The sequence below is a fragment of the Streptomyces sp. NPDC029041 genome, assembly GCF_040637515.1.
Lineage (GTDB): Bacteria > Actinomycetota > Actinomycetes > Streptomycetales > Streptomycetaceae > Streptomyces.
The window spans coordinates 468,216-491,158 of sequence record NZ_JBEZWO010000003.1 but is presented as its reverse complement, the minus strand read 5'-3'; the positions used below and the strand labels follow the sequence as shown (position 1 = coordinate 491,158).

Here is a 22,943-nt window from a genome sequence, read left to right as displayed (position 1 = left end):
GCCGTCGAGCCAAGCTCAAGGCGAGGGGTACGCCACAGGGCTCCTGCGGTCCATCACGGAATTCCAGACCATGGTCTACGACGACACAGCGACAGCCGGGCAGCCTCGTTGCCTCCATGGAGAAACTCCCAGGATCAGTCCGAGTCAGCCAAGGGAGTTACGCCTTATCGCCCACCAGCCCTTCGACAGGTCGGCGCCCCAAGATGATGTCGCGATGGAGTGCGCATGAAGCCGAACAGGTGTAGACGTAGGGGTAGCACCATAAAGAGGGACACCATGAAACACCGCAGTTCTGCATCAGTGTTTGTAGTGTTGGCTGCCGCTAGCGGGCTGGCACTGGGGGGCTGCACCGCTGAGGACGATGGGTCCGCACCGACTCCGACCCAGACGGCGCAGACCAGCGAGGGTGGCGAAGAGCCTCAGGGCGGACGGGAAGAACCTGAAGCCGGTGAACGCCAGGATCTCACCAGCTTCGAGGTCGAGGATCGTTCTGAGGCTGGAATCACGAATATCTGGTTGACCTGGACGATCAAGAACAACAGTTCCGAGAAGTCCAACTACTCCTGGGACTGGGAAGCCGTTGATGCGAACGGCACTCGAGTAGCGAACGGAACTCAGCTGGAAAATGACGTGCAGCCTGGCCAAACGGCGACAGGTGAATTCCCCACAACGCTGAAGAGTGCAGATGTGAAGCTTGATGTCACTGACTTCAACCGCACCAAGGCTTTCTAGGGTCGCTGGGTGTCTGACGCCGGCCTCCTGCCGGCGTCGCGCATCTGGCTGTCCCGCTGCGGTCCGCGCACGCGAGAAAAGCCCGCGAACAGGTCGAGGACCTGCCCACGGGCTTTCGTATTCTCGATCGGAGGCGCTATCGGGCCGTCCGGAGCGACCGGCTCACACGTCGAAGTACAGCTCGAACTCGTGCGGGTGCGGACGCAGCTGCAGCGGCGCGATCTCGTTCGTGCGCTTGTAGTCGATCCACGTCTCGATCAGGTCCGGCGTGAACACGTCGCCCTGGAGGAGGAACTCGTGGTCGGCCTCGAGGGAGTCGAGGACGGCCGGGAGCGAGGTCGGGACCTGCGGGACGCCCGCGTGCTCCTCGGGGGCCAGCTCGTAGAGGTCCTTGTCGATCGGCTCGGCCGGCTCGATCTTGTTCTTGATGCCGTCCAGGCCGGCCAGCAGCAGCGCCGAGAACGCCAGGTACGGGTTGCCGGAGGAGTCGGGCGCACGGAACTCGACGCGCTTGGCCTTCGGGTTCGAGCCCGTGATCGGGATACGCATGGCCGCGGAGCGGTTGCGCTGCGAGTACACCAGGTTCACCGGCGCCTCGAAGCCCGGCACCAGGCGGTGGTACGAGTTCACCGTCGGGTTGGTGAAGGCCAGCAGCGACGGGGCGTGCTTGAGGATGCCGCCGATGTAGTAGCGGGCGGTGTCCGACAGGCCCGCGTAACCGGCCTCGTCGTAGAACAGCGGCTGGCCGCCGGTCCACAGCGACTGGTGGACGTGCATGCCCGAGCCGTTGTCACCGAAGATCGGCTTCGGCATGAAGGTCGCGGTCTTGCCGTTCTGCCACGCCACGTTCTTCACGATGTACTTGAAGAGCTGCAGGTCGTCGGCCGCGGCGAGCAGGGTGTTGAACTTGTAGTTGATCTCGGCCTGGCCGGCGGTGCCCACCTCGTGGTGCTGGCGCTCGACCTGCAGGCCGGCGCGGTCGAGCTCCAGGGAGATCTGGGCACGCAGGTCGGCGAAGTGGTCGACCGGCGGGACCGGGAAGTAGCCGCCCTTGTAGCGGACCTTGTAACCACGGTTGTTCTCGAGGGCGCCGGTGTTCCAGGCGCCGGCCTCGGAGTCGATGTGGTAGAAGGACTCGTTCGCGCCGGTCGCGAAGCGGACGGAGTCGAAGACGTAGAACTCGGCCTCGGGACCGAAGTACGCCGTGTCGGCGATGCCGGTCGACGCGAGGTAGGCCTCGGCCTTCTTCGCCACGTTGCGGGGGTCACGGGAGTACTGCTCGCCCGTGATCGGGTCGTGGATGAAGAAGTTGATGTTGACCGTCTTGTCGCGGCGGAACGGGTCGACCCGGGCGGTCGAGAGGTCCGCGCGCAGCGCCATGTCGGACTCGTGGATGGCCTGGAAGCCGCGGATCGAGGAGCCGTCGAAGGCCAGCTCCTCGGCCGGGTCGAAGGCCGATGCGGGGATCGTGAAGTGCTGCATCACGCCCGGCAGGTCGCAGAAGCGGACGTCGATGAACTTGACGTCCTCGTCCGCGATGAACTTCTTGGCCTCGTCGGCGTTCTGGAACATCCAGCTCCTCCTACTCCCGACCGTCCCGCCGGGGTGGTAGTTCGTTCGTGCTGCCAGTGCGGGTGGCACACGCTGACCTCGACCCTAGGGACGGGTGGTTTCTCGGGCGTGACTCATTTGTTTCGCACAAGTTAACCGGCTCACCCTCCACCGTAGCCCGGACACACCCCGCCGTGCCCTGGTCATTTCCGGGCGCAGTACCGTGGACGGGTGGACAACAGGCAAGCACTCGGATCGTGGCTCTCCGGGCCCCGCGCGGCCGCGGAAGAGGCCGGTGTCGACTTCGGATATCGGGGCGAGCAGCTCGGTCTGCCCGAGGAGGGGCCCGGCTCGATCGCCCGCCCGGGCCGCCGGCTCGGCGCCCTCGCCGTCGACTGGGGCCTGTGTCTCCTGATCGCATACGGTCTCATCACGCACAGCTACAACGAGGCGGCGCAGACCTGGGCGCCGCTCATCATGTTCGCGCTGATGGTCCTCACGGTCGGCACGGTCGGCTTCACTCCCGGCAAGCGCCTGCTCGGCCTGCGGGTGCTCGCCCTGGACACCGGCCGGGTCAGCCCCTGGCGCGCCGCCCTGCGCACGGTCCTGCTCTTCCTCGCGATTCCCGCGCTGATCTGGGACCGCGACGGCCGCGGACTGCACGACCGGCTGGCCGGCACGGTCGAGGTCCGCATCTGACCCAAGCGCGAACCGGCCGGCACGGACCGACGAGAACGAGCCGACACGGCCGACATGAGCGAGGGGCGCCCGGTGTGATCCGGGCGCCCCTCGCTCATGTCGTGTGCGGGGTGTCAGCGAGCCTTCGGCCCGCCCTTCGGCAGGCGCATGCCCTTGGGCATCGGGCCCTTCGGCAGCGGCATGTTGCTCATCAGGTCACCGAGCGCGCGCAGCCGGTCGTTGGTGGCCGTGACCTGCGGGCCGGTCAGCACGCGCGGGAGCTTCAGCATGGTCGTCCGCAGCTTCTTCAGCTCAACCTGGCCCTCGCCCGTGCCCACGACCAGGTCGTGCACCGGGACGTCCGCGACGATGCGGTTCATCTTCCGCTTCTCGGCGGCCAGGAGGGTCTTCACCCGGTTCGGGTTGCCCTCGGCGACCAGGACGATGCCGGCCTTGCCGACCGCCCGGTGCACCACGTCCTGGTTGCGGTTCATCGCCACCGCGGGGGTCGTCGTCCAGCCCCGGCCGATGTTGTCGAGCACCGCCGCCGCGGCACCGGGCTGTCCCTCCATCTGCCCGAAGGCGGCCCGCTCGGCCCGGCGCCCGAACACGATCGCCGACGCGAGGAAGGCGAGCAGGAGGCCCAGGATGCCGAGATAGATGGGGTGACCGATCAAGAAACCGATCGCGAGGAAGACACCGAAGGTGACGATTCCGACTGCCGCGAGTACAAGACCGATCTTCTTGTCGGCCCTGCGGGTCATCTTGTAGGTCAGGGCGATCTGCTTCAGTCGCCCGGCATTCGCAGCGTCCGCTGCGGGTTCCTTCCTCGCCATGCCACGAAGTCTACGTGGCCCCACAAGCCCCTACGACGGCAGTGCCCGCGGGTGCCCCTGGGGGAGGGCCCGGAGTCAGGGGCGGACGGAGCGGACGGACAGGGACTGCTCGATGACGCGCTGCGTCTCGACCCGGTCCTTGGCGCGACGGCGGTCCTCCAGCACGGAGGTCCAGGCGTTGCGGCGGGCCGTGCGCTGACCGCTGCTCATCAGCAGCGACTCGACGGCGCGCAGGGCGGTCGTGAAGGACGGGATCGCGGTGGCGCGGACGGGCGGCGCGGCCTGCATGGGTGAGGTCCCCCCTCGGGTACGGGTGTACGTGCTGTGAGTCCAGCGTTACTGATTGGTGTTACCAGCGCGTGACCGGCCGGTCAAACACCCATGAAGGGCCGACGGGGGCCGGTGGAACGCCGACGCGGTCCTGACATGTGCCCTCATCTGCGAGGACGGTCAGGACCGCGTCGAATCGGCCGCTACCGGCGAGTAGTCTCTTGTGCGCGAATTCACACGCTTGTACCACCCCTCGGTGGGCAGGGGTGGTGACGGTTCGTCAGACGGCCTGCGCCGCGATGTGCCCGTCCCCCGGCCGCGGAGCGGCCGCGTCACGCTGCTCCATGGCCATCTGGTAGAGCCGCCCGGCCCGGTACGAGGAGCGCACCAGCGGCCCGGACATCACGCCGGAGAAGCCGATCTGCTCGGCCTCCTCCTTGAGCTCCACGAACTCGTGCGGCTTGACCCAGCGCTCCACCGGGTGGTGGCGCACCGAGGGCCGCAGGTACTGCGTGATGGTGACCAGCTCGCAGCCCGCCTCGTGCAGCTGCTTCAGCGCGTCGCTGACCTCCTCGCGGGTCTCGCCCATGCCGAGGATCAGGTTCGACTTGGTGACCAGGCCGTAGTCGCGCGCCTCGGTGATCACCTTCAGGGAGCGCTCGTAGCGGAAGCCGGGGCGGATGCGCTTGAAGATCCGCGGGACCGTCTCGACGTTGTGCGCGAAGACCTCGGGCCGGGAGGAGAAGACCTCCGCCAGCTGCTCGGGGACCGCGTTGAAGTCGGGGGCCAGCAGCTCGACCTTCGTGCGTCCGGCCTCGCGCCCCTCGGTCTGCCGGTGGATCTGGCGCACGGTCTCGGCGTACAGCCAGGCGCCGCCGTCCTCCAGGTCGTCGCGGGCCACGCCGGTGATGGTGGCGTAGTTCAGGTCCATCGTGACCACGGACTCGCCGACGCGGCGGGGCTCGTCGCGGTCGAGCGCCTCGGGCTTGCCGGTGTCGATCTGGCAGAAGTCGCAGCGCCGGGTGCACTGGTCGCCGCCGATGAGGAAGGTCGCCTCCCGGTCCTCCCAGCATTCGTAGATGTTGGGGCAGCCGGCTTCCTGGCAGACCGTGTGCAGGCCCTCGCTCTTCACGAGCTTCTGCATCGCGGTGTACTCGGGACCCATTTTCGCCCGGGTCTTGATCCACTCGGGCTTGCGCTCGATGGGGGTCTGGCTGTTGCGGACCTCCAGGCGCAGCATCTTGCGTCCGTCGGGTGCGACTGCGGACACGACCGGCTCCCTAGCGATTGATTCTTCGGCGTCCTCAAGGGTACGCCCGTTGATTTGAATGCCTGTGTGGGCGCTACCCCTCTAGCTCCGCCACGGGCCGTTTTATGCCGCCGGGGTCTTCTCGATCTCCCGCGGCTTCAGCTCCGCGTTCTCCAGGACCTCCCGCAGGTGACGCTCCGCCACCGGCAGGACCTCCTCGATCGTCACGTCCCGGCCGAGCTCTCCGGCCAGCGAGGCCACGCCCGCGTCGCGGATGCCGCACGGGATGATCCGGTCGAACCACTTGTTGTCGGGGTTCACGTTGAGCGCGAAGCCGTGCATGGTCACGCCCTTGGCCACCCGGATGCCGATCGCCGCGATCTTGCGGTCCTCGCGGCGCTGGCCCGCGTTGGACGGCGCGTACTCCGGGCCGTTCATGCGCGGGTCGAACTCCTCGTCGTGCAGCCGGGGGTCGAAGTCCAGCGACAGCCCTCCGGGCGCGGGGCGCTGCTCGACCGGGTCGCCCAGGATCCACACGCCGCTGCGGCCCTCGACGCGGCTCGTCTCCAGGCCGAAATCCGCGCAGACGCGGATCAGGGCCTCTTCCAGGCGGCGTACGTGCGCCACGACGTCCACCGGCCGCGGGAGCTTCTGGATGGGGTAGCCCACCAGCTGGCCCGGGCCGTGCCAGGTGATCTTGCCGCCGCGGTCCACGTCGATGACGGGCGTGCCGTCGAGCGGTCGCTCGTCGTCCGCCGTGCGCCGGCCGGCCGTGTAGACCGGAGGGTGCTCCAGGAGCAGCACGGTGTCGGGGATCTCGTCCGCGAAGCGCGCCGCGTGCACCCGGCGCTGCTCGTCCCACGCCTCCTGGTACTCGACGGCCTCGTCACCGAACCCCATGCGGACGAACCGCAACTCACTCACGGCAAGCGCCTCCCTCGGACGGGTGTGTCAGGCACATAACGCGCCCAAGCCACTGTACGTCCGGCCCGGACGCGTCAGTCCCGGGGGCAATCCTCACACGATCGGATGAATGTCCGCGAAAGTGTGTGATGGGGCGCTTACTCTCCGCTACATTCGCGCCGTTCGGCAAGGCATAAGGCCTGCTCACAGGCAATCCGCGCACATCACGAAGGCCGGAAGGCAGGAGACCGCACCGCAGATGACGGAACGACCCGCGCAGCGCACCCCCAACCGACAGCTCGCCGCGCTCATCGCAGAAGCGGGGTTCTCCAACGCGGGACTCGCCCGTCGCGTGGACCAGCTCGGTCTCGAACACGGGCTTGATCTGAGATACGACAAGACATCCGTCACCCGATGGCTGCGCGGCCAGCAGCCCAGGGGCACCACCCCGGCCCTGATCGCCGAGGTCTTCACCCGGCGCCTGGGGCGACGGCTCACCGCCCAGGACCTCGGTCTGGACGCCTGCGCCCCCGTCTACGCGGGGCTGGAGTTCGCCGCCACCCCCGAGGAGGCCGTCGACATCGTCAGCGGGCTGTGGCGCAAGGACTCCGGCAGCCACGCCGAGCTCCGCAAGATCGCCTTCACCCCGGCCGGGCTCGTCGTGCCCAGCCGGGACTGGCTGATCGGGCGGGCCGACGAGAAGGTCGCCCGGGGCGAGGCGCCCGCGTCCCGCATCCCGGCGCAGGGCCGCCCCGCCCTCCGCCCCACGGCCACCGCCGAGCAGAGCGCCCCGTCCCTGTCCCGCCGGCGCGGCCAGGCCGAACGGGGACCCGGTCAGAAGGTCACGGCCGGCGACATCGCCGCCCTGCGCTCGGTCGGCGAACTGTTCCGCACCCTCGACGACGCCTACGGAGGCGGCCACGCCCGCCAGGCCCTCGTGCGCTACCTGGAGCACGAGTGCGAGCCCATGCTGCGCGGCACCTACGGCGAGCAGACCGGCCGCCGGCTCTTCGCGGCCGCCGCCGACCTGACCCGGCTCGCCGGCTGGACCTCGTACGACATCGCCGCGCACGGACTCGCCCAGCGCTACTTCGTGCAGGCGCTGCGGCTGTCCCAGGCGGCCGGGGACCGCACGTACGGGGCCTACGTGCTGGTCACCATGAGCCGCCAGGCCGTCTACCTCGGACACGGGCGGGAGGCCGTCCAGCTCGCCCGGGTGGCCCAGCAGGGCGTCGGCACCTCCGGACCGCCCGTCGTCCAGTCCCTGCTGCACGCCTCCGAGGCACGCGGGCACGGAGTCCTCGGCGAGGTCCGGGCCTGCACCGCAGCCCTGGTCCGGGCCGAACGCGCCCTGGAGACCGCCCGGCCCGGCGACGACGTGCCGCACTGGGCGAGGTTCTTCGACGAGGCCCAGCTCGCCGACGAGTTCGGCCACTGCCACCGCGACCTGCAGCAGTTCCGAGCCGCCGCCCAGCACGCCGAGCGCTCACTCCAGCTGCGGGCCCCCTCCTACGCCCGCAGCCGCCTCTTCTGCCGTGTGGTCCTCGCCACCGCCCGCCTGGGCCTCGGCGAACTCGACCAGGCGTGCCAGCTCGCCGCGGAGGCGGCGGGCCAGGCGGCCGAGATGCGCTCGGTGCGGGCGGTGGAGTACGTGAGGGACTTCGAGCGACGGCTGGAGCCGTACAAGGACGCGGCTCCGGTGCGGAGTTACCGCGACAAGGTAGCGGCCCTTCTTTAGGGGCGCGCGGGGCGCGGGGAACTGCGCGGACAACCCCCACGCGCCCGCACCCGAACATCCACCTATGCGGCCCGCGGCACAGTCGGCAGCGGGTCGGCGACATGCAGGGAGCGCCCGGTGCCCAAGTCCGCCAGAATCGCCGCCGACGCCCGGTGCCCGGAGTGCAAAGCCCCCTGGACCGTACTGGTGTCCCGGTGATCCCCACACACGTACAGGCCCGCGATCAACCGCACCGGCCGCCGCAGATCGTGCGGCGGCCGCATGGCCGGCACCGCCTCCACCGTCCGGTGCACGGCCAGCGTCTCCCACCGGGCCGTCGGCACCCCGTACAACCGCGCCAGATGCATGCGCACGGCCGTGTCGACGTCCCCGGGGGGCCGTCCGAGCACCGTCGACGACACCAGCGACCGCCCCGCCGGCGCCCGGGTCGGGTCGACCTGGCTGATGACCGCCGTGTGTGCGACCGGCCCGCCGAGGTCGGCGTCGAGCAACAGCGACGCGCCCGTCGCCGGTGGCTCGTCGGTCGTGTGGTGCACCACCGTCACCGGGTGGAACCCCGGCACCCGCAGCCCGGGCAGCAGTTCGGCGGCGGCGCGTGCGCCCGTCGCCACCAGAACCGCCCGGCACCGGATCTCACCGTGCTCCGCGGTGGTCACCGAGGTCGTCGAGACGGAGGTGACGCGCACACCGGTGCGCACCGTGCCCTGCGGCAGTGTCCGTGCCAGCTGCTCGGGCAGGGCCTCCGCACCACCCTCCGGCAGGCACAGCCCCCCCCGCGCGAAGGCGCGCAGCGCGAGGTCGGCGCACCGGCTGGACGTCGTGAGGGCCGGGTCGCACAGCAGGGCGGCGAGCAGCGGTCGCAGGAAGCCGTCGATCGTACGGGCGGGCAGTCCGCGCGCCGCCAGGGCCTCTCCGGCGGGCAACTCCGGTCGGGCCAGCAGCCGTTCGGCCGGTGTGCCCGCCAGCCGGGTCAGGGCGGCGCCGAGCCGGGCCTGGTCGACGGCCGTGCCCAGCGGAGCGCCGGGCCGGCTGCGGGGGACCGAGACCTGCCGGCCGGGCACGGCCACCGGCTTCCGGGGCGGCCTGGGCGCGGACGGTGACAGGGGCGCACTCGCCAGCGCGCGTACAGCGTGCAGTGCGCCCCTTGCGCCCCCTGCGCCCGGCTGGACGCCGGCACGGTGGTGGCGTCCGTCGCCGTGCAGCAGGACACCGGGCGCGAAGGGCCGCAGCACCAGCCCGTCGAGACCGGGTGTCAGTCGTAGTTCCGGATACGCCGTGGACAGCAACTGGCCGATCCTGTCGAGCCGGAAGCCGTCGACCTTCTCCGTCGCCATGCGGCCGCCGACCCCGTGGGCGGCCTCCAGGACCATGGTCGTCACTCCTGCGCTGGTCAGTCGGTGCGCGGCCGAGAGTCCGGCGACCCCGGCCCCCACGACGACCACGTCCGCCTGGTACGCGGGCTCAAGCACGTGCCCCTCCTCGAGGTTGCGCGGGCGCTGGAGACGTCATGCCCTCAACAGGCCGCAGGGATACGCGAGTTCTGGTCGAGGGTAGGACCGTGATCGGTCAGCGGGAGTCGCGCACCGACAGGGCACGGTCGCACAGTGGTCGCATTCGGACGCCTGGTGGGCATCAAGGGGTCGCAGGAGGCTGGTGTGCGGATCGGGGAGGTGTCTCGGAACGTCCGGTCGGATCCCGGACAGACGGCCGGTGCGCGCCTGCCGTGTCAGGACGGGCGGCCGGTGTGCGTCGATCAGGGGCCGGTGTCCGTCGGTCGGGTCCACGACACCCTCGCCCGTGTGCCGGTCGGTCCCCGGAGGGCGGCCGGCGGGTTCGGCTCGGATCCCCGACAGACGGCGTCGGCCGGGTCAGGACAGGCGGCAGGTGCGCGTCGATCGAGCCCCCCGGTGTGCGTCGGCCGGGTCCCGGATGGGCGGCCGGTGGCCTCCGATCGCCGCGTCGGCCGGGGCAGGACAGGCGGCCGGTGCGCGTCGATCGAGCCCCCCGGTGTGCGTCGGCCGGGTCCCGGATGGGCGGCCGGTGGGCCTCCGGTCGCGCCCCGGGACCGGCGGCCCGGTGCGCGCCGGTAGGGCCCCCGGACAGGCGCTCGGCGTGTGCCGGCCAGGCCCCGGGCGGGCGGTCCGGTGGGCGTCGTCGGCGGGCCCGTCCCGCACCCGGTGGCAAGGCCTCACAGGGCCGCCCTGATCGCTCCCTCGATCTCCGGGAAGGCGAACCGGAAGCCCGATTCCAGCAGACGGGCGGGCAGCACCCGGGCACTGCCCAGGACGTCCCCGGCCATCTCGCCCAGCACGGTCCGCAGGACACCCGCGGGCACCGGGAACAGGGTCGGGCGGTGCAGCACGCGCCCCATCGCCTCCGTGATCTCACGGTTCGTCACGGGGTTCGGCGCGGTGATGTTGAACGGCCCCGACAGACCGTCGGTCTCGATCAGGTGCCGGATCGCGGCGACCTCGTCGTGCAGCGCGACGAACGACCAGTACTGCCGCCCGTCGCCCATCCGCCCGCCGGCCCCCGCCCGGAACAGTGGGAACAGCCGCCCCCAGGCGCCGCCCTCGCGGGAGACGACCAGCCCGGTACGGGTGAACACCGTGCGCACACCGGCCTCCTGGGCGGGCGCTGTGGCCTCCTCCCACTCGACGCACAGCTCGGGCAGGAAACCCTCGCCCGCGGGCGCGCTCTCGTCGACCGCGCGCTGTCCGGTCTCGCCGTAGTAGCCGATGGCGCTGCCGTTCACGAAGACCCGTGGGCGGTCCTGCGCGTCCAGCGACGCGACCGCCTCGGCGAGGGCCGCCGTGCCGTTCACCCGGCTGTCGCGGATCCGCTGCTTGTAGGCATCCGTCCAGCGCCGGTTGCCGACCCCGGCCCCGGCCAGGTTCACCACCGCATGGCACCCGGCGAGCCCGGCCGCGTCCACCCGGCCGCCCTCGGGGTCCCAGCGGATCTCCCCGGCCGAGCGGGGCGTGCCGCGCACCAGGCGCCGCACCTCGTGCCCGTCGGCGGTCAGGGACCGCACCAGGGCGCTGCCGATGAGCCCGGACGCACCTGCCACCGCGAATCTTGAATGTTCCATGAACCAATCCTGCCGGGTGACCCCGTAAATCCCTTGCAAGGCCTCGATCCGCCCGCCGTAGGGTGACGCCCGTGCCCGAGCTGCCCGAACCACGCATCCGCACCGCCCGCACCGAGGACGGCGACGAACTGGCCCTGCTCGACCGGCTCGCCTGGTCGCCCCTGCACGCGGTGACGCCCGAGCCGCAGCCGCCGTACGCTCCCTTCTTCAGCGAGCGGCACGCCCCCGGGGACTGCCTGGTCGCCGAGCTCGGCGACCGTCTCGTGGGCTACGTCCTCCTCGGTTTCCCCACGCCGGTCGACTCCAACCGGCACGTGCGCCAGATCCAGGGCCTCGCCGTCGCCGGGGAGGCGCGCGGCCGCGGGGTCGGGCGGGCACTGGTCCGGGCCGCCGTCGACGAGGCCCGCCGGCGCGGCGCCCGCCGCATCACCCTGCGCGTTCTCGGGCACAACACCCCGGCCCGGGCGCTCTACGCGGCCGAGGGGTTCGTGGTCGAGGGGATCCTGCCCGAGGAGTTCCTGCTCGACGGGACCTACGTCGACGACGTGGCGATGGGCCGCTTCCTCTGAGCCCGGCGCCGACTGTGAGCCGGGACTACGAGGCGGCCAGGTCGCCCGTGTCCACCGGTGCCGTCGCGCCTGCCGCGCTCCGCGCGTCGGAGGCGACCTCGTCCGCCGTCAGGACGTAGCCCGTCTCGGCGTCCGAGGTGGAGCGGGCGAAGACCACGCCGAACACCCGGCCGTCCGTGGTGAGCAGCGGGCCGCCGGAGTTGCCCGGGCGGACCGTGGAGCGGATCGAGTAGATCTCCCGGGTGGCCGTCCCGTCGTTGTAGATGTTCTGGCCCGTGGCCCGCACCCGGTTCGCGACCGTCGCGGCCTGGAGATTCAGATCGCCGTCCTGCGGATAGCCGGCGACGACCGCCGAGTCACCGCGCTCGGCGTCGTCGTCGAACCGCAGCACGGGCGCCCTGAGGCCCGGCACGTACAGCACCGCCACGTCCTTCTGCGGGTCGAAGAGCACCACCCGCGCCTCGTAGGTCCGCCCGACGCCGCCGATCTGGACGGTCGGCTCGTCGATGCCCGCCACCACGTGGGCGTTGGTCATCACGCGCTCGCGCGCGTAGACGAACCCGCTGCCCTCGCGTCCCTGGGTGCCCGCGACGCCCTCGACCTTCACCGTGCTCCGCTTGGCCGCGTCGGTGGCGGCCGCCGTGACGCTGTCGCCGGTCGGTCGGGCGACCTCGGCCGTCGACTCGTTCTCGAAGGGGTTGAAGACCTGCGGGAAGCCCGCCTGCGTCAGCGCGGACGTGGCCCCCGAGAACCAGGCCGGGGTGGTGTCCGGCATCGTCCGCTGCACGGCGCCGAGCAGCCGTGAGTCCCGGATGGCCGAGGTGACCAGCGGTGACGAGGACGCGCCCAGGACACTCGCGGCCACCCACGCCACGATCAGCACGGCCACCGCGTTGGCCACCGCCCCGCCGATCCCGTCCGCCGCCCGCAGCGGCCCACGGTCCAGCTCCCGCCGCAGCCGCAGCGCGAGGCGGCCCGCCAGCTCGTGTCCCACCACCGCCGGGAGCAGCACCGTGACCACCGCCGTCAGCGTCGCCCGGGTCGTGCCGGCCTCCACCAGGCCCATGACCCACGGCAGGATCCACACGCCGACGACCGCACCGCCCACGAAGCCCGCCAGCGACACACAGCCGGCCACCAGCCCGCGCCGGTACCCGGACGCCGCGTAGGCCAGGACGACCAGCAACAGCAGGATGTCGAGCAGGTCCACGCACGCCGCCTTTCTCTCTCGGGACCCCTTAATACGCGGGGGGAGGGCCCGGTGATCAGTCACACGCGCACGGGTGATCGGAATCGGTCGCGAGCGTGCACATGGAAAAACGCCGCGGACCGTGACGATGGTTCCACCGGGTGGCACATCACACATCGCGGACGGACCGGATCGGGCCGACAGTGGGACCATGCGTGTCTTCCGAAGACGGCGGGGCGCACGCGGGCGCTCCGCCGGCGGGGCACCCGGCCTGGCCGGCCCGCCGCGCACGGCCCGCGTGCTGCTCGGCTGCCTGCCGGGCGCCGCCGCCGTACTGGCGCTGTTCCTGTGCGCCCACGGCGTGGAGAACGCCGCCGGCACCGGCTCCCGCGCCGCCCCGCCCCGCTCCCCGGCCAGGTCGTACACCGCCCCGCGCCCGCCCATCGAACCGCGAGCGCACTGGCTGGGCGACGCCGCCCGCGCACAGCCACGCCCCCGCTACGACGACCGGGTCGCCGCCGTCTTCGTCCACCACACCGACTCGCCCAACGGCTACGACTGCGCCGACGCGCCCCGCATCATCCGGGACCTCTACACCGGCCAGACCGGCACCCGCGACTGGGACGACATCGGCTACAACTTCGTCGTCGACCGCTGCGGCACCGTCTACGAGGGCCGCGCGGGCGGCGTGGAGCGGGCCGTCACCGGCGCCCACACCCAGGGCTTCAACCACCGCACCGCGGGGATCGCCGCGCTTGGCACCTTCACCGAGGGCGTGCCCGTCCCCCAGCCCATGATCCGCGCGATCGCCGCGCTGACCGCCTGGAAACTCGGCCTGAGCGGCACGGACCCGCGCTCGCACGTCCGCCTGGTCTCCAGCAACGGCCTGAGCCGGTACGCGGCCGGCACCACGGCCCGCCTGCCCGCCCTCGCGGGCCACAACGACGGCTACATGACCAGCTGCCCGGGCGCCGCCCTGCACGCCCGCCTTCCCGAGATCAGACAGCTCGCGGCCCGTCTCCAGGGCCGGCCGGACGGTCCACAGCGAGGCCACAGCGAACGCGCGGCGTCCTGAGATCCCGGCCCCCTACGGTCGTGCCCACGGACATCCGACCGAAGGTGGGGACCATGAACAACGGTGGTACGAAGGCCCCGGGGAACACGGACGTGCGGACGGGGAGCACGTGCGGCCCCTGGGCGGTGCTCTGCGCGGTCGTGACGGTCGTCCTCGGCCCGGCCGCGGTCACCGCGTCCGCCCTCGACCAGGCCAACGCCGCGCCCCTGCACCACGCGGTGCGGGCCGAGGGGACACATGCGTACATCGCGTCCGACACCGGCCGCCGCCGGGCCGCCTGATCAGCCCCGGAAGCGCTGCCACAGGCGCGGGTAGCGTTCGGCCAGCAGCCCCTCGTTCTCGAAGTCGAGCGGCGTGCCCTCCGGTTCCGGCGGTGCCGGCGCGATCTCCAGGTCGGGGGCGACCACGCCGGTGAGCTGCTCGTAGGCCTCGTCCGCCGCGTAGCCGAGCTCCTCGCCGTCGCCGTCGATCTCCTCGTCGAAATCGTCCAGCAGATCGGCGAGCGCGTCCGGGTCGTGCACGGCACCCTCGAACACCTCGCGCCCCTGGCCGATCAGCCAGCACCGGAAGAAGTCGAAGGCGTCGTCGCTCGCCCCGTCGAGCAGCACCCAGGCGGCACCCCACAGGTCCCAGCGGTAGGCGCGGTTGTAGCGGGACTCGAAGTGCCGTGCGAAGTCCAGGACCGAGTCCGGATCCAGCTGGGCGAGCCGGTCCACGAGCAGGTCGGCCTGCTCCTCCGGGTCGCCCTCGGCGGCCTCCCGGGCGTCGTCCACCAGCTCCCAGAACTCCGTCTCGTCCATCACGGGTCAAGCATCGGGCCTGGGGCACGGGGGCGCACCCGGAGTGGGCGGGATCGTTATGCGCCGTCCCCGGACCGGTAGAGCCGGGCCAGCCGCGCCGCGTCCCCGGCGAACCGCTGGCGCAGGCCCTCCGGCGCCAGCACCTCCACCTCCGGGCCCAGCGCCGACAGCTGGGTGTGGGCCACCTCCTCGGACTCCACCGGCAGGGCCACCGTCACCCAGCCGTCCGCGTCGGGGGCGTCCGCGTCCGCCAGAGCCTCCCGGGACACCGAGTCGAGGGCGTACGGCAGTGCGCGCACCCCCTCGGGGGACAGCCGCACCACGACCCGCACCCGCAGGAGGGACCGCGCGAACTGCTCCGCCCGCTCCTCCCAGAACGCGGGCAGGTCGAAGTCCGGCTCCCGCTCGAAGCGCTCACCGCCGGTGTCCACCGCAGTGAACCGGTCGATCCGGTAGACCCGGAACGACCCGGGCCCGGCCACCCGGGCGCACAGGTACCAGACGCCCGCCTTCAGCACGAGCCCGTACGGCTCCAGCTCCCGGACGACCTCGTCCTTCCCGCGCCGGTAGCGCGCGCCGATCCGCCGGTCGTCCCACACCGCGTCGGCGACGGCCGGCAGCAGCGCGGGCGTCTCGGGCTCCTTGAACCAGTTCGGCGCGTCCAGGTGGAACCGCTGGGCGGCCGACCGGGAAGCGTCCCGCAGGGAGGGCAGCAGCGCGGCCGACACCTTCAGCCGGGCGGCCGAGGCGGCGTCCTCCAGGCCCATCTCGCGCAGTGCCCCCGGCACCCCGGACAGGAACAGCGCCTCGGCCTCACCGCGGTGCAGTCCCGTCAGCCGCGTCCGGTACCCGCCGACCAGCCGGTAGCCGCCGGCCCGGCCCCGGTCCGCGTACACCGGCACGCCCGCCTCCGACAGCGCCTGCGCGTCACGCGTCACCGTCCGCTCCGACACCTCCAGCTCACGGGCGAGCTCGGCGGCCGTCATGGAGGGCCGGGACTGGAGCAGCAGCACCATCTTGATCAGCCGGGCAGCACGCATGGCCACATCATGCAGCAGGCCCCCACCGCGGTGGGGGCCTGCCGATCACCGGTCTGTGATCACAGACCGTACTGCTCGCGCGCTTCCTTCACGGACGCCGCCTTCACCTCGCCGCGCTTGGCGAGCTGGGCCAGGGCCGCGACGACGATCGACTCCGCGTCCACACCGAAGTGGCGGCGGGCCGCCTCACGGGTGTCCGAGAGGCCGAAGCCGTCGGCACCCAGCGAAGACCAGTCCTGCTCGACCCACTGCGCGATCTGGTCCGGGACCTGGCGCATGTAGTCGGAGACCGCCAGCACCGGGCCATCGGCGCCCTGGAGCGCCTGCCGCACGAACGGCACCCGCTCCTCACCGCGCAGCAGCGCCTCGTCCGCCTCCAGGGCGTCCCGGCGCAGCTCGCTCCAGGACGTCGCCGACCACACGTCGGCCGCCACGCCCCACTCCTCGGCGAGCAGCTGCTGCGCCTTCAGCGCCCAGTGGATCGCCGTGCCCGAGCCGAGCAGCTGGATCCGCGGGGCGTTCGCCGGGGGCGTGATGCCCGCCGACTCCGCCGTGTTGAAGCGGTAGAGGCCCTTGACGATGCCCTCGTCGATGCCCTCGACGGACGGCTTGGCGGGCTGCGGGAGCGGCTCGTTGTAGACCGTCAGGTAGTAGAAGACGTTCTGGTCCTCACCCGGGGCCGCCTCGCCGTACATCCGGCGCAGACCGTCCTTGACGATCGTCGCGACCTCGTAGGCGAACGCGGGGTCGTACGTCAGCGCCGCCGGGTTGGTCGCCGCGATCACGGGGGAGTGGCCGTCGGCGTGCTGCAGGCCCTCACCGGTCAGGGTGGTGCGGCCGGCCGTGGCGCCGACGAGGAAGCCGCGGCCGAGCTGGTCGCCGAGCTGCCACATCTGGTCGGCCGTGCGCTGCCAGCCGAACATCGAGTAGAAGATGTAGAACGGGATCATCGCCTCGCCGTGCGTCGCGTACGACGTCGAAGCGGCGATGAAGTCGGCCATCGAACCGGCCTCCGTGATCCCCTCGTTGAGGATCTGGCCGTTCTGGGCTTCCTTGTAGTACATGAGCTGGTCGCGGTCGACCGGCTCGTACGTCTGACCCTTGGGCGAGTAGATGCCGAGGGACGGGAACAGCGACTCCATGCCGAAGGTGCGCGCCTCGTCGGGGACGATCGGCACCCAGCGCTTGCCGGTCTCCTTGTCGCGGACCAGGTCCTTGACCAGACGGACGAACGCCATGGTGGTGGCCACGTTCTGCGAGCCGGAACCCTTGTCGAAGGACGCGAACGCCTTGTCCGCCGGGGCGGGCAGCGGCGCGACCGGGTGGACGCGCCGGGCCGGGGCCGGACCGCCCAGGGCGGCACGCCGCTCCTGGAGGTAGCGGACCTCGGGGGAGTCGGCGCCCGGGTGGCCGTAGGGGACCACGCCGTCGACGAAGTCGCTGTCCTTGATGGGCAGCTCCAGCAGGTCGCGCATGTTCTTGAACTCGTCCACCGTCAGCTTCTTCATCTGGTGGTTGGCGTTCTTCGACGCGAAGCCCTCGCCGAGGGTGTGGCCCTTGACCGTCTGGGCCAGGATCACGGTCGGCGCGCCCTTGTGCTCGACGGCCGCCTTGTACGCAGCGAACACCTTGCGGGCCTCGTGACCACCGCGCGAGAGGTGGAAACACTCGAGGATCTTGTCGTCGCTCAGCAGCTTCGCCATCTCCACGAGCGCCGGGTCGGCGCCGAAGAAGTCCTGGCGGATGTAGGCCGCGTCGCGCGTCTGGTACGTCTGGATCTGCGCGTCGGGTACCTGGCGCAGGCGGCGTACGAGCGCGCCGGTGGTGTCGAGCTGGAACAGCTCGTCCCAGGCCGTGCCCCACAGCGTCTTGACGACGTTCCAGCCGGCCCCGCGGAACTGGGCCTCCAGCTCCTGCACGATCTTGAAGTTGGCGCGGACCGGGCCGTCGAGGCGCTGCAGGTTGCAGTTGATGACGAACGTGAGGTTGTCGAGCTCCTCACGGGCCGCGAGCGCCAGGGCCGCCGTCGACTCGGGCTCGTCCATCTCGCCGTCACCGAGGAACGCCCACACGTGCGAGGCGGAGGTGTCCTTGATGTTGCGGTTCGTCAGGTAGCGGTTGAAGCGCGCCTGGTAGATCGCCGACAGCGGGCCGAGGCCCATGGAGACCGTCGGGAACTCCCACAGCCAGGGCAGCCGGCGCGGGTGCGGGTAGGAGGGCAGGCCGTTGCCGCCCGCCTCCCGGCGGAAGTTGTCGAGCTGCTCCTCGTTCAGCCGGCCGTCGAGGAACGCGCGGGCGTAGATGCCGGGGGAGGCGTGGCCCTGGATGTAGAGCTGGTCGCCGGAGCCGTCGGCCTCTTTGCCCTTGAAGAAGTGGTTGAAGCCCGTCTCGTACAGCCAGGCGGCGGAGGCGAAGGTGGCGATGTGGCCGCCGACGCCGTACTTGCTGCCGCGGGTCACCATCGCCGCCGCGTTCCAGCGGTTCCACGCGGTGATCCGCTGCTCCATCGCCTCGTCACCGGGCACGGCCGGCTCTGCGGAGGTGGGGATGGAGTTGACGTAGTCGGTCTCGAGGAGCTTCGGCAGCGCGATGCCGGCGCCCTCGGCGCGCTCCAGCGTGCGGCGCATCAGGTATGCGGCACGGTGCGGCCCGGCAGCCTTGGTGACCGCGTCCAGGGAGGCCTGCCATTCGGCGGTCTCCTCGGGGTCCCGGTCGGGGAGCTGGTCGAGCTCGCTCGGCTGGATGGCGTTGGGGTCGGTCATGTCGCCGCCTTCCTCAGTCGAAGGGGGTTCCCTCACATGCGGGGGATCGGGGGTGCCCTTTGTCTTTGGCAGGACAGGGCGGAGGGCTTGGGTGGCAAGCCCGTCGGCGACTGTAACTCCCTGATCGATGATCGATCAAAGGGTTGAGGGGCAAAACCTCTTGATCACGAGAAAGTAGGCACGGGGTGCCTCCGGCCATGGCACGCGGTGACTGGTTCGCGCGCGGTTTCCGCAGGTCGGAGGCGTTTGAGCGAGGGGGTGCTCGAGTGTCACGCCCGGGGCGCGCAGCCCAGGACGTGTGCCTTCACGAGTTCGGCGATCCGGGGGTCGCGGCGCTTGAACGCGGCGACGAGCTCCTCGTGCTCCTCGGCGTACGACTGCTGCTGCGTGCCCAGCCAGCGGATGGACAGAGCCGTGAACACCTCGATGCCGAGGCCTTCCCAGGTGTGCAGCAGGACCGAGTTGCCGGCGGCGCGGACCATTTCGCGGTGGAAGCCGACCGTGTGGCGGACCTGGGCGGTGCCGTCGGCGGCGCGGTCGGCCTCGTACAGGGCGGTGACGTGGGGCTCCAGCGCCGTGCAGTCCTCCGCCAGGCCCTGAGCGGCCAGCTCCGCGGCGATCGCCTCCAGGCCGGCCCGGACCGGGTAGCTCTCCTCCAGATCGGCGGCCGTGAGGTTGCGGACGCGCACGCCCTTGTTCGGAGCGGACTCGATCAGCCGCAGCGACTCCAGCTCGCGCAGGGCCTCGCGGACCGGGGTCTGACTGACCTCCAGCTCGGTGGCGATCCGGCGCTCGACGATCCGCTCGCCCGGCTGCCAGCGTCCGCTGATGATCCCCTCCAGGATGTGCTCGCGGATCTGCTCGCGGAGCGAGTGGATGACGGGCGCGGTCATGAGGGCTCCTCAGTCGGGATTGACGCTTAGACAATACGGCCGGTTCGCTCCGCGGGTGGGGCGGGTGGGGGCGTCTTGGTGCAGGTGAGACGAGACTTACACGGGGGGCGGTGCTGTGTGGGCGCCGTCGGGTTGTGCGTGTCGTTCGGCTGACGACCGCTTGTGGCTGATCGCGCAGGTCCCCGCGCCCCCAAGCAAAGTGCCCCCGCCCGGAGATGATCCGAGCGGGGGCACCGTACAGCCGTACCGGCGATGGAGGTCAGAGGCCGAGCTCGACCTCGAACTCGCCCGCCTCCAGGATGGCCTTGACCGCCGTCAGGTAACGGGCGGCGTCGGCGCCGTCCACCAGGCGGTGGTCGTAGGACAGGGTCAGGTACGTCATGTCGCGGACGCCGATGACCGTGCCCTCCTCCGTCTCGATGACGGCGGGGCGCTTGACCGTCGCGCCGATGCCGAGGATGGCGACCTGGCCCGGCGGCACGATGATCGTGTCGAAGAGCGCGCCGCGCGAGCCGGTGTTGGAGATGGTGAAGGTCGCGCCGGACAGCTCGTCCGGGGTGATCTTGTTCGCGCGGACCTTGCCCGCCAGGTCGGCCGTGGCCTTGGCGATGCCGGCGAGGTTGAGGTCACCGGCGTTCTTGATGACCGGGGTCATCAGGCCCTTCTCGGAGTCCACCGCGATACCGATGTTCTCGGTGTCGAAGTAGGTGATGGTCCCCTCGGCCTCGTTGATCTTGGCGTTGATCGGCGCGTGCGCCTTCAGCGCCTGGGCCGCGGCCTTGACGAAGAACGGCATCGGGGAGAGCTTGACGCCCTCACGGGCCGCGAACGCGTCCTTGGCACGGGCGCGCAGCTTCATCAGGCGGGTGACGTCGACCTCGACGACCGAGGACAGCTGGGCCTGCTCGGTCAGGGCCTTGACCATGTTGTCGCCGATGACCTTGCGGATCCGCGGCATCTTCACGGTCTGGCCGCGCAGCGGGGACGCCTCCAGCACCGGGGCCTTCTTCGCGGCCGACGGGGCGGCAGCGGCGGGGGCCGGGGTGGCGGCGGCGCTCTTCGCGGCCTCGGCGGCGGCGACGACGTCCTGCTTGCGGATACGCCCGCCGACGCCGGTGCCCTTGACGGTGGCCAGGTCGACGCCCTGCTCGGCGGCGAGCTTGCGCACCAGCGGGGTGACGTAGGCGCCGTCGTCGGCCGGCTTGGCGGCGGGAGCGGCCGGGGCCTGGGCCGGAGCCGGGGCCGGCGCGGGAGCGGACGGGGCCGGCTCGGGAGCCGGGGTGGTCTGCTGCTGCGGGGCCGGAGCCGACGGAGCCTGCGGTGCCGGGGCCTGCTGGGCCGGGGCGGCCTGCTGCGGCGCCGGGGCCGGGGCGGGCTCGGGCTCCGCAGGGGCGGCCGGGGCCTCCTGCGCGGGGGCGGCGGCCGGAGCGGCACCGGCCTCGCCGATGACGGCGAGCTTGGCGCCGACCTCGGCGGTCTCGTCCTCGCCGACCACGATCTCCAGCAGCGTGCCCGAGGTGGGAGCCGGGATCTCGGTGTCGACCTTGTCGGTGGAGACCTCGAGCAGCGGCTCGTCGGCCTCGACGGTGTCGCCGACCGACTTCAGCCAGCGGGTGACGGTGCCCTCGGTGACGGACTCGCCGAGCGCGGGCAGGACGACGTCCGTGCCCTCGGCGGAGCCGCCGCCGGCGGCGGCGTCGGCGGAGGGAGCGGGCGCCGGGGCGGCCTGCTCGGTGGACGGGGCGGCCGGGGCCGGCTCGGGAGCGGGCTCGGCGACCTGCTCGGCCTGCGGGGCCTGCTCGGCGGCGGGCGCGCCGCTGCCGTCGTCGATCAGGGCCAGCTCGGCGCCGACCTCGACCGTCTCGTCCTCGGCGACCTTGATGGAGGCCAGGACACCGGCGGCGGGCGAGGGGATCTCGGTGTCGACCTTGTCGGTCGACACCTCGAGCAGCGGCTCGTCGGCCTCGACGCGCTCGCCCTCGGCCTTCAGCCAGCGGGTGACAGTGCCCTCGGTGACGCTCTCACCGAGCGCCGGAAGGGTTACGGAAACCGCCATGGTTTCGGTTGCTCCTTACGGAAAGTGCGGAAGTCTGTGTCGTCGCGTTCGTCGACCGAGGGGTCAGTCGTGCGCGTGGAGGGGCTTGCCCGCGAGGGCCAGGTGGGCCTCGCCGAGCGCCTCGTTCTGCGTCGGGTGGGCGTGGATGAGCTGCGCGACCTCGGCGGGCAGCGCCTCCCAGTTGTAGATCAGCTGGGCTTCGCCGACCTGCTCGCCCATGCGGTCGCCGACCATGTGGACGCCGACGACGGCACCGTCCTTGACCTGGACGAGCTTGATCTCGCCCGCGGTGTTCAGGATCTTGCTCCTGCCGTTGCCCGCGAGGTTGTACTTCAGAGCGACGACCTTGTCCGCACCGTAGATCTCCTTGGCCTTGGCCTCGGTGATGCCGACGGAGGCGACCTCCGGGTGGCAGTACGTCACCCGCGGGACACCGTCGTAGTCGATCGGAACGGTCTTCAGACCGGCCAGACGCTCCGCCACCAGGATGCCCTCGGCGAAGCCGACGTGCGCGAGCTGGAGGGTCGGGACGAGGTCACCGACGGCGGAGATGGTCGGCACGTTCGTGCGCATGTACTCGTCGACCAGGACGTAGCCGCGGTCCATCGCGACGCCCTGCTCCTCGTAGCCCAGGCCCTGGGAGACCGGACCGCGGCCGATCGCCACCAGCAGGACCTCGGCCTCGAACTCCTTGCCGTCGGCCAGGGTGACCTTGACGCCGTCCTGGGTGTACTCGGCCTTCTGGAAGAAGGTGCCCAGGTTGAACTTGATGCCGCGCTTGCGGAACGCGCGCTCCAGCAGCTTGGAGGAGTTCTCGTCCTCGACCGGGACGAGGTGCTTCAGGCCCTCGACGATCGTGACCTCGGTGCCGAAGGACTTCCACGCGGAGGCGAACTCGACGCCGATGACGCCGCCGCCCAGGATGATCGCGGACTTCGGCACGCGGTCCAGGACGAGAGCGTGGTCGGAGGAGATGATCCGGTTGCCGTCGATGTCCAGGCCGGGCAGCGACTTCGGCACGGAGCCGGTCGCGAGCAGGATGTGACGGCCCTCGACGCGACGGCCGTTCACGTCGACGGAGGTCGGGGAGGACAGGCGGCCCTCACCCTCGATGTAGGTCACCTTCCGGGAGGCGACGAGCCCCTGCAGGCCCTTGTACAGACCGGCGACCACGCCGTCCTTGTACTTGTGGACCCCGGCGATGTCGATGCCCTCGAAGGAGGCCTTCACACCGAACTGCTCGCTCTCGCGGGCCTGGTCGGCGATCTCGCCCGCGTGCAGCAGGGCCTTGGTGGGGATGCATCCCCGGTGCAGGCAGGTGCCGCCGACCTTGTCCTTCTCGATCAGGGCGACGTCCAGGCCCAGCTGCGCCCCGCGCAGGGCCGCGGCGTAACCACCGCTGCCACCGCCGAGGATCACTAGGTCGAAAACGGTGCTGGCGTCGTTCGCCACGTCACGTCCTCCATGCATGTGCGCCGTGAGCCGGTCTTCGACCGGCAGGCGGCTGGTGT

The 22,943-nt window shown here is 71.6% G+C and carries 20 protein-coding genes; 6 read left to right on the top strand and 14 right to left on the bottom strand.

Annotated features, from left to right (window positions below):
* Window positions 1-276: 276 nt before the first annotated feature.
* Window positions 277-732, top strand: coding sequence for a hypothetical protein (locus AB0F04_RS09475; RefSeq protein WP_362039492.1), 456 nt, complete (start codon window positions 277-279; stop codon window positions 730-732).
* A 162-nt stretch (window positions 733-894) separates the two neighbouring features.
* On the opposite strand, the gene glnA is transcribed toward AB0F04_RS09475, so the two are convergent.
* Entirely contained in the window at window positions 895-2,304 is a 1,410-nt protein-coding gene (gene glnA, locus AB0F04_RS09470) for a type I glutamate--ammonia ligase (RefSeq protein WP_362039490.1), read from the bottom strand.
* A gap of 210 nt (window positions 2,305-2,514) precedes the next feature.
* On the opposite strand from glnA, the gene AB0F04_RS09465 reads away from it, so the two are divergent.
* The gene (locus AB0F04_RS09465; RefSeq protein ID WP_362039489.1) at window positions 2,515-2,982 is read left to right on the top strand and encodes an RDD family protein; all 468 of its coding nucleotides are present in this window, start codon (window positions 2,515-2,517) and stop codon (window positions 2,980-2,982) included.
* Between the two features lie 113 nt (window positions 2,983-3,095).
* Here AB0F04_RS09465 and AB0F04_RS09460 read toward each other — a convergent pair whose 3' ends face one another.
* The 4 genes from AB0F04_RS09460 to lipB form a co-directional block, all read right to left on the bottom strand.
* Complete coding sequence (locus AB0F04_RS09460) at window positions 3,096-3,797, bottom strand: DUF4191 domain-containing protein (protein ID WP_053671999.1); 702 nt, start codon at window positions 3,795-3,797, stop codon at window positions 3,096-3,098.
* A 75-nt stretch (window positions 3,798-3,872) separates the two neighbouring features.
* Window positions 3,873-4,085 (bottom strand): hypothetical protein, encoded by a 213-nt coding sequence (locus AB0F04_RS09455; RefSeq protein WP_053671998.1) that lies wholly within the window; start codon window positions 4,083-4,085, stop codon window positions 3,873-3,875.
* Between the two features lie 262 nt (window positions 4,086-4,347).
* Window positions 4,348-5,337, bottom strand: a complete 990-nt coding sequence (gene lipA / locus AB0F04_RS09450; protein WP_362039487.1) for a lipoyl synthase — start codon at window positions 5,335-5,337, stop codon at window positions 4,348-4,350.
* Between the two features lie 102 nt (window positions 5,338-5,439).
* Window positions 5,440-6,240, bottom strand: a complete 801-nt coding sequence (lipB, locus tag AB0F04_RS09445) for a lipoyl(octanoyl) transferase LipB (RefSeq protein ID WP_362039485.1) — start codon at window positions 6,238-6,240, stop codon at window positions 5,440-5,442.
* Window positions 6,241-6,478: 238 nt separating this feature from the next.
* Between lipB and AB0F04_RS09440 the strand changes: the two genes are divergently transcribed.
* On the top strand, window positions 6,479-7,957 hold the full coding sequence (locus AB0F04_RS09440) for a regulator (protein ID WP_362039482.1): 1,479 nt from the start codon (window positions 6,479-6,481) through the stop codon (window positions 7,955-7,957).
* 62 nt (window positions 7,958-8,019) lie between these two features.
* Here AB0F04_RS09440 and AB0F04_RS09435 read toward each other — a convergent pair whose 3' ends face one another.
* Entirely contained in the window at window positions 8,020-9,426 is a 1,407-nt protein-coding gene (locus tag AB0F04_RS09435; protein ID WP_362039480.1) for an NAD(P)/FAD-dependent oxidoreductase, read from the bottom strand.
* A gap of 719 nt (window positions 9,427-10,145) precedes the next feature.
* Window positions 10,146-11,048 (bottom strand): TIGR01777 family oxidoreductase, encoded by a 903-nt coding sequence (locus tag AB0F04_RS09430; protein ID WP_362039478.1) that lies wholly within the window; start codon window positions 11,046-11,048, stop codon window positions 10,146-10,148.
* A gap of 71 nt (window positions 11,049-11,119) precedes the next feature.
* Here AB0F04_RS09430 and AB0F04_RS09425 point away from each other — a divergent pair, with 71 nt between their 5' ends.
* The gene (locus AB0F04_RS09425) at window positions 11,120-11,617 is read left to right on the top strand and encodes a GNAT family N-acetyltransferase (protein ID WP_362039476.1); all 498 of its coding nucleotides are present in this window, start codon (window positions 11,120-11,122) and stop codon (window positions 11,615-11,617) included.
* 25 nt (window positions 11,618-11,642) lie between these two features.
* On the opposite strand, the gene AB0F04_RS09420 is transcribed toward AB0F04_RS09425, so the two are convergent.
* A complete protein-coding gene (locus AB0F04_RS09420) occupies window positions 11,643-12,827 on the bottom strand; it encodes a MarP family serine protease (RefSeq protein ID WP_362039474.1) in 1,185 nt (394 codons plus the stop codon).
* Between the two features lie 277 nt (window positions 12,828-13,104).
* On the opposite strand from AB0F04_RS09420, the gene AB0F04_RS09415 reads away from it, so the two are divergent.
* Together AB0F04_RS09415 and AB0F04_RS09410 are read left to right on the top strand one after the other, a co-directional pair.
* On the top strand, window positions 13,105-13,881 hold the full coding sequence (locus AB0F04_RS09415; RefSeq protein ID WP_362039798.1) for a peptidoglycan recognition protein: 777 nt from the start codon (window positions 13,105-13,107) through the stop codon (window positions 13,879-13,881).
* Between the two features lie 53 nt (window positions 13,882-13,934).
* Complete coding sequence (locus AB0F04_RS09410; protein ID WP_362039472.1) at window positions 13,935-14,162, top strand: hypothetical protein; 228 nt, start codon at window positions 13,935-13,937, stop codon at window positions 14,160-14,162.
* On the opposite strand, the gene AB0F04_RS09405 is transcribed toward AB0F04_RS09410, so the two are convergent.
* From AB0F04_RS09405 to lpdA, 6 genes are all read right to left on the bottom strand, one after another.
* The gene (locus AB0F04_RS09405; protein ID WP_053671989.1) at window positions 14,163-14,681 is read right to left on the bottom strand and encodes a DUF4240 domain-containing protein; all 519 of its coding nucleotides are present in this window, start codon (window positions 14,679-14,681) and stop codon (window positions 14,163-14,165) included.
* 56 nt (window positions 14,682-14,737) lie between these two features.
* Window positions 14,738-15,721, bottom strand: coding sequence for a WYL domain-containing protein (locus tag AB0F04_RS09400; protein WP_362039471.1), 984 nt, complete (start codon window positions 15,719-15,721; stop codon window positions 14,738-14,740).
* 59 nt (window positions 15,722-15,780) lie between these two features.
* Window positions 15,781-18,483 carry a pyruvate dehydrogenase (acetyl-transferring), homodimeric type gene (gene aceE / locus AB0F04_RS09395; protein ID WP_362039469.1) on the bottom strand — a complete coding sequence of 901 codons (2,703 nt, stop codon included), beginning with the start codon at window positions 18,481-18,483 and terminating at the stop codon, window positions 15,781-15,783.
* Window positions 18,484-18,752: 269 nt separating this feature from the next.
* Window positions 18,753-19,376 carry a GntR family transcriptional regulator gene (locus AB0F04_RS09390; protein ID WP_352101123.1) on the bottom strand — a complete coding sequence of 208 codons (624 nt, stop codon included), beginning with the start codon at window positions 19,374-19,376 and terminating at the stop codon, window positions 18,753-18,755.
* Between the two features lie 259 nt (window positions 19,377-19,635).
* Window positions 19,636-21,432, bottom strand: coding sequence for a 2-oxoglutarate dehydrogenase, E2 component, dihydrolipoamide succinyltransferase (gene sucB / locus AB0F04_RS09385; protein WP_362039467.1), 1,797 nt, complete (start codon window positions 21,430-21,432; stop codon window positions 19,636-19,638).
* A 63-nt stretch (window positions 21,433-21,495) separates the two neighbouring features.
* On the bottom strand, window positions 21,496-22,884 hold the full coding sequence (lpdA, locus tag AB0F04_RS09380) for a dihydrolipoyl dehydrogenase (RefSeq protein ID WP_362039465.1): 1,389 nt from the start codon (window positions 22,882-22,884) through the stop codon (window positions 21,496-21,498).
* Between the last annotated feature and the right edge of the window lie 59 nt (window positions 22,885-22,943).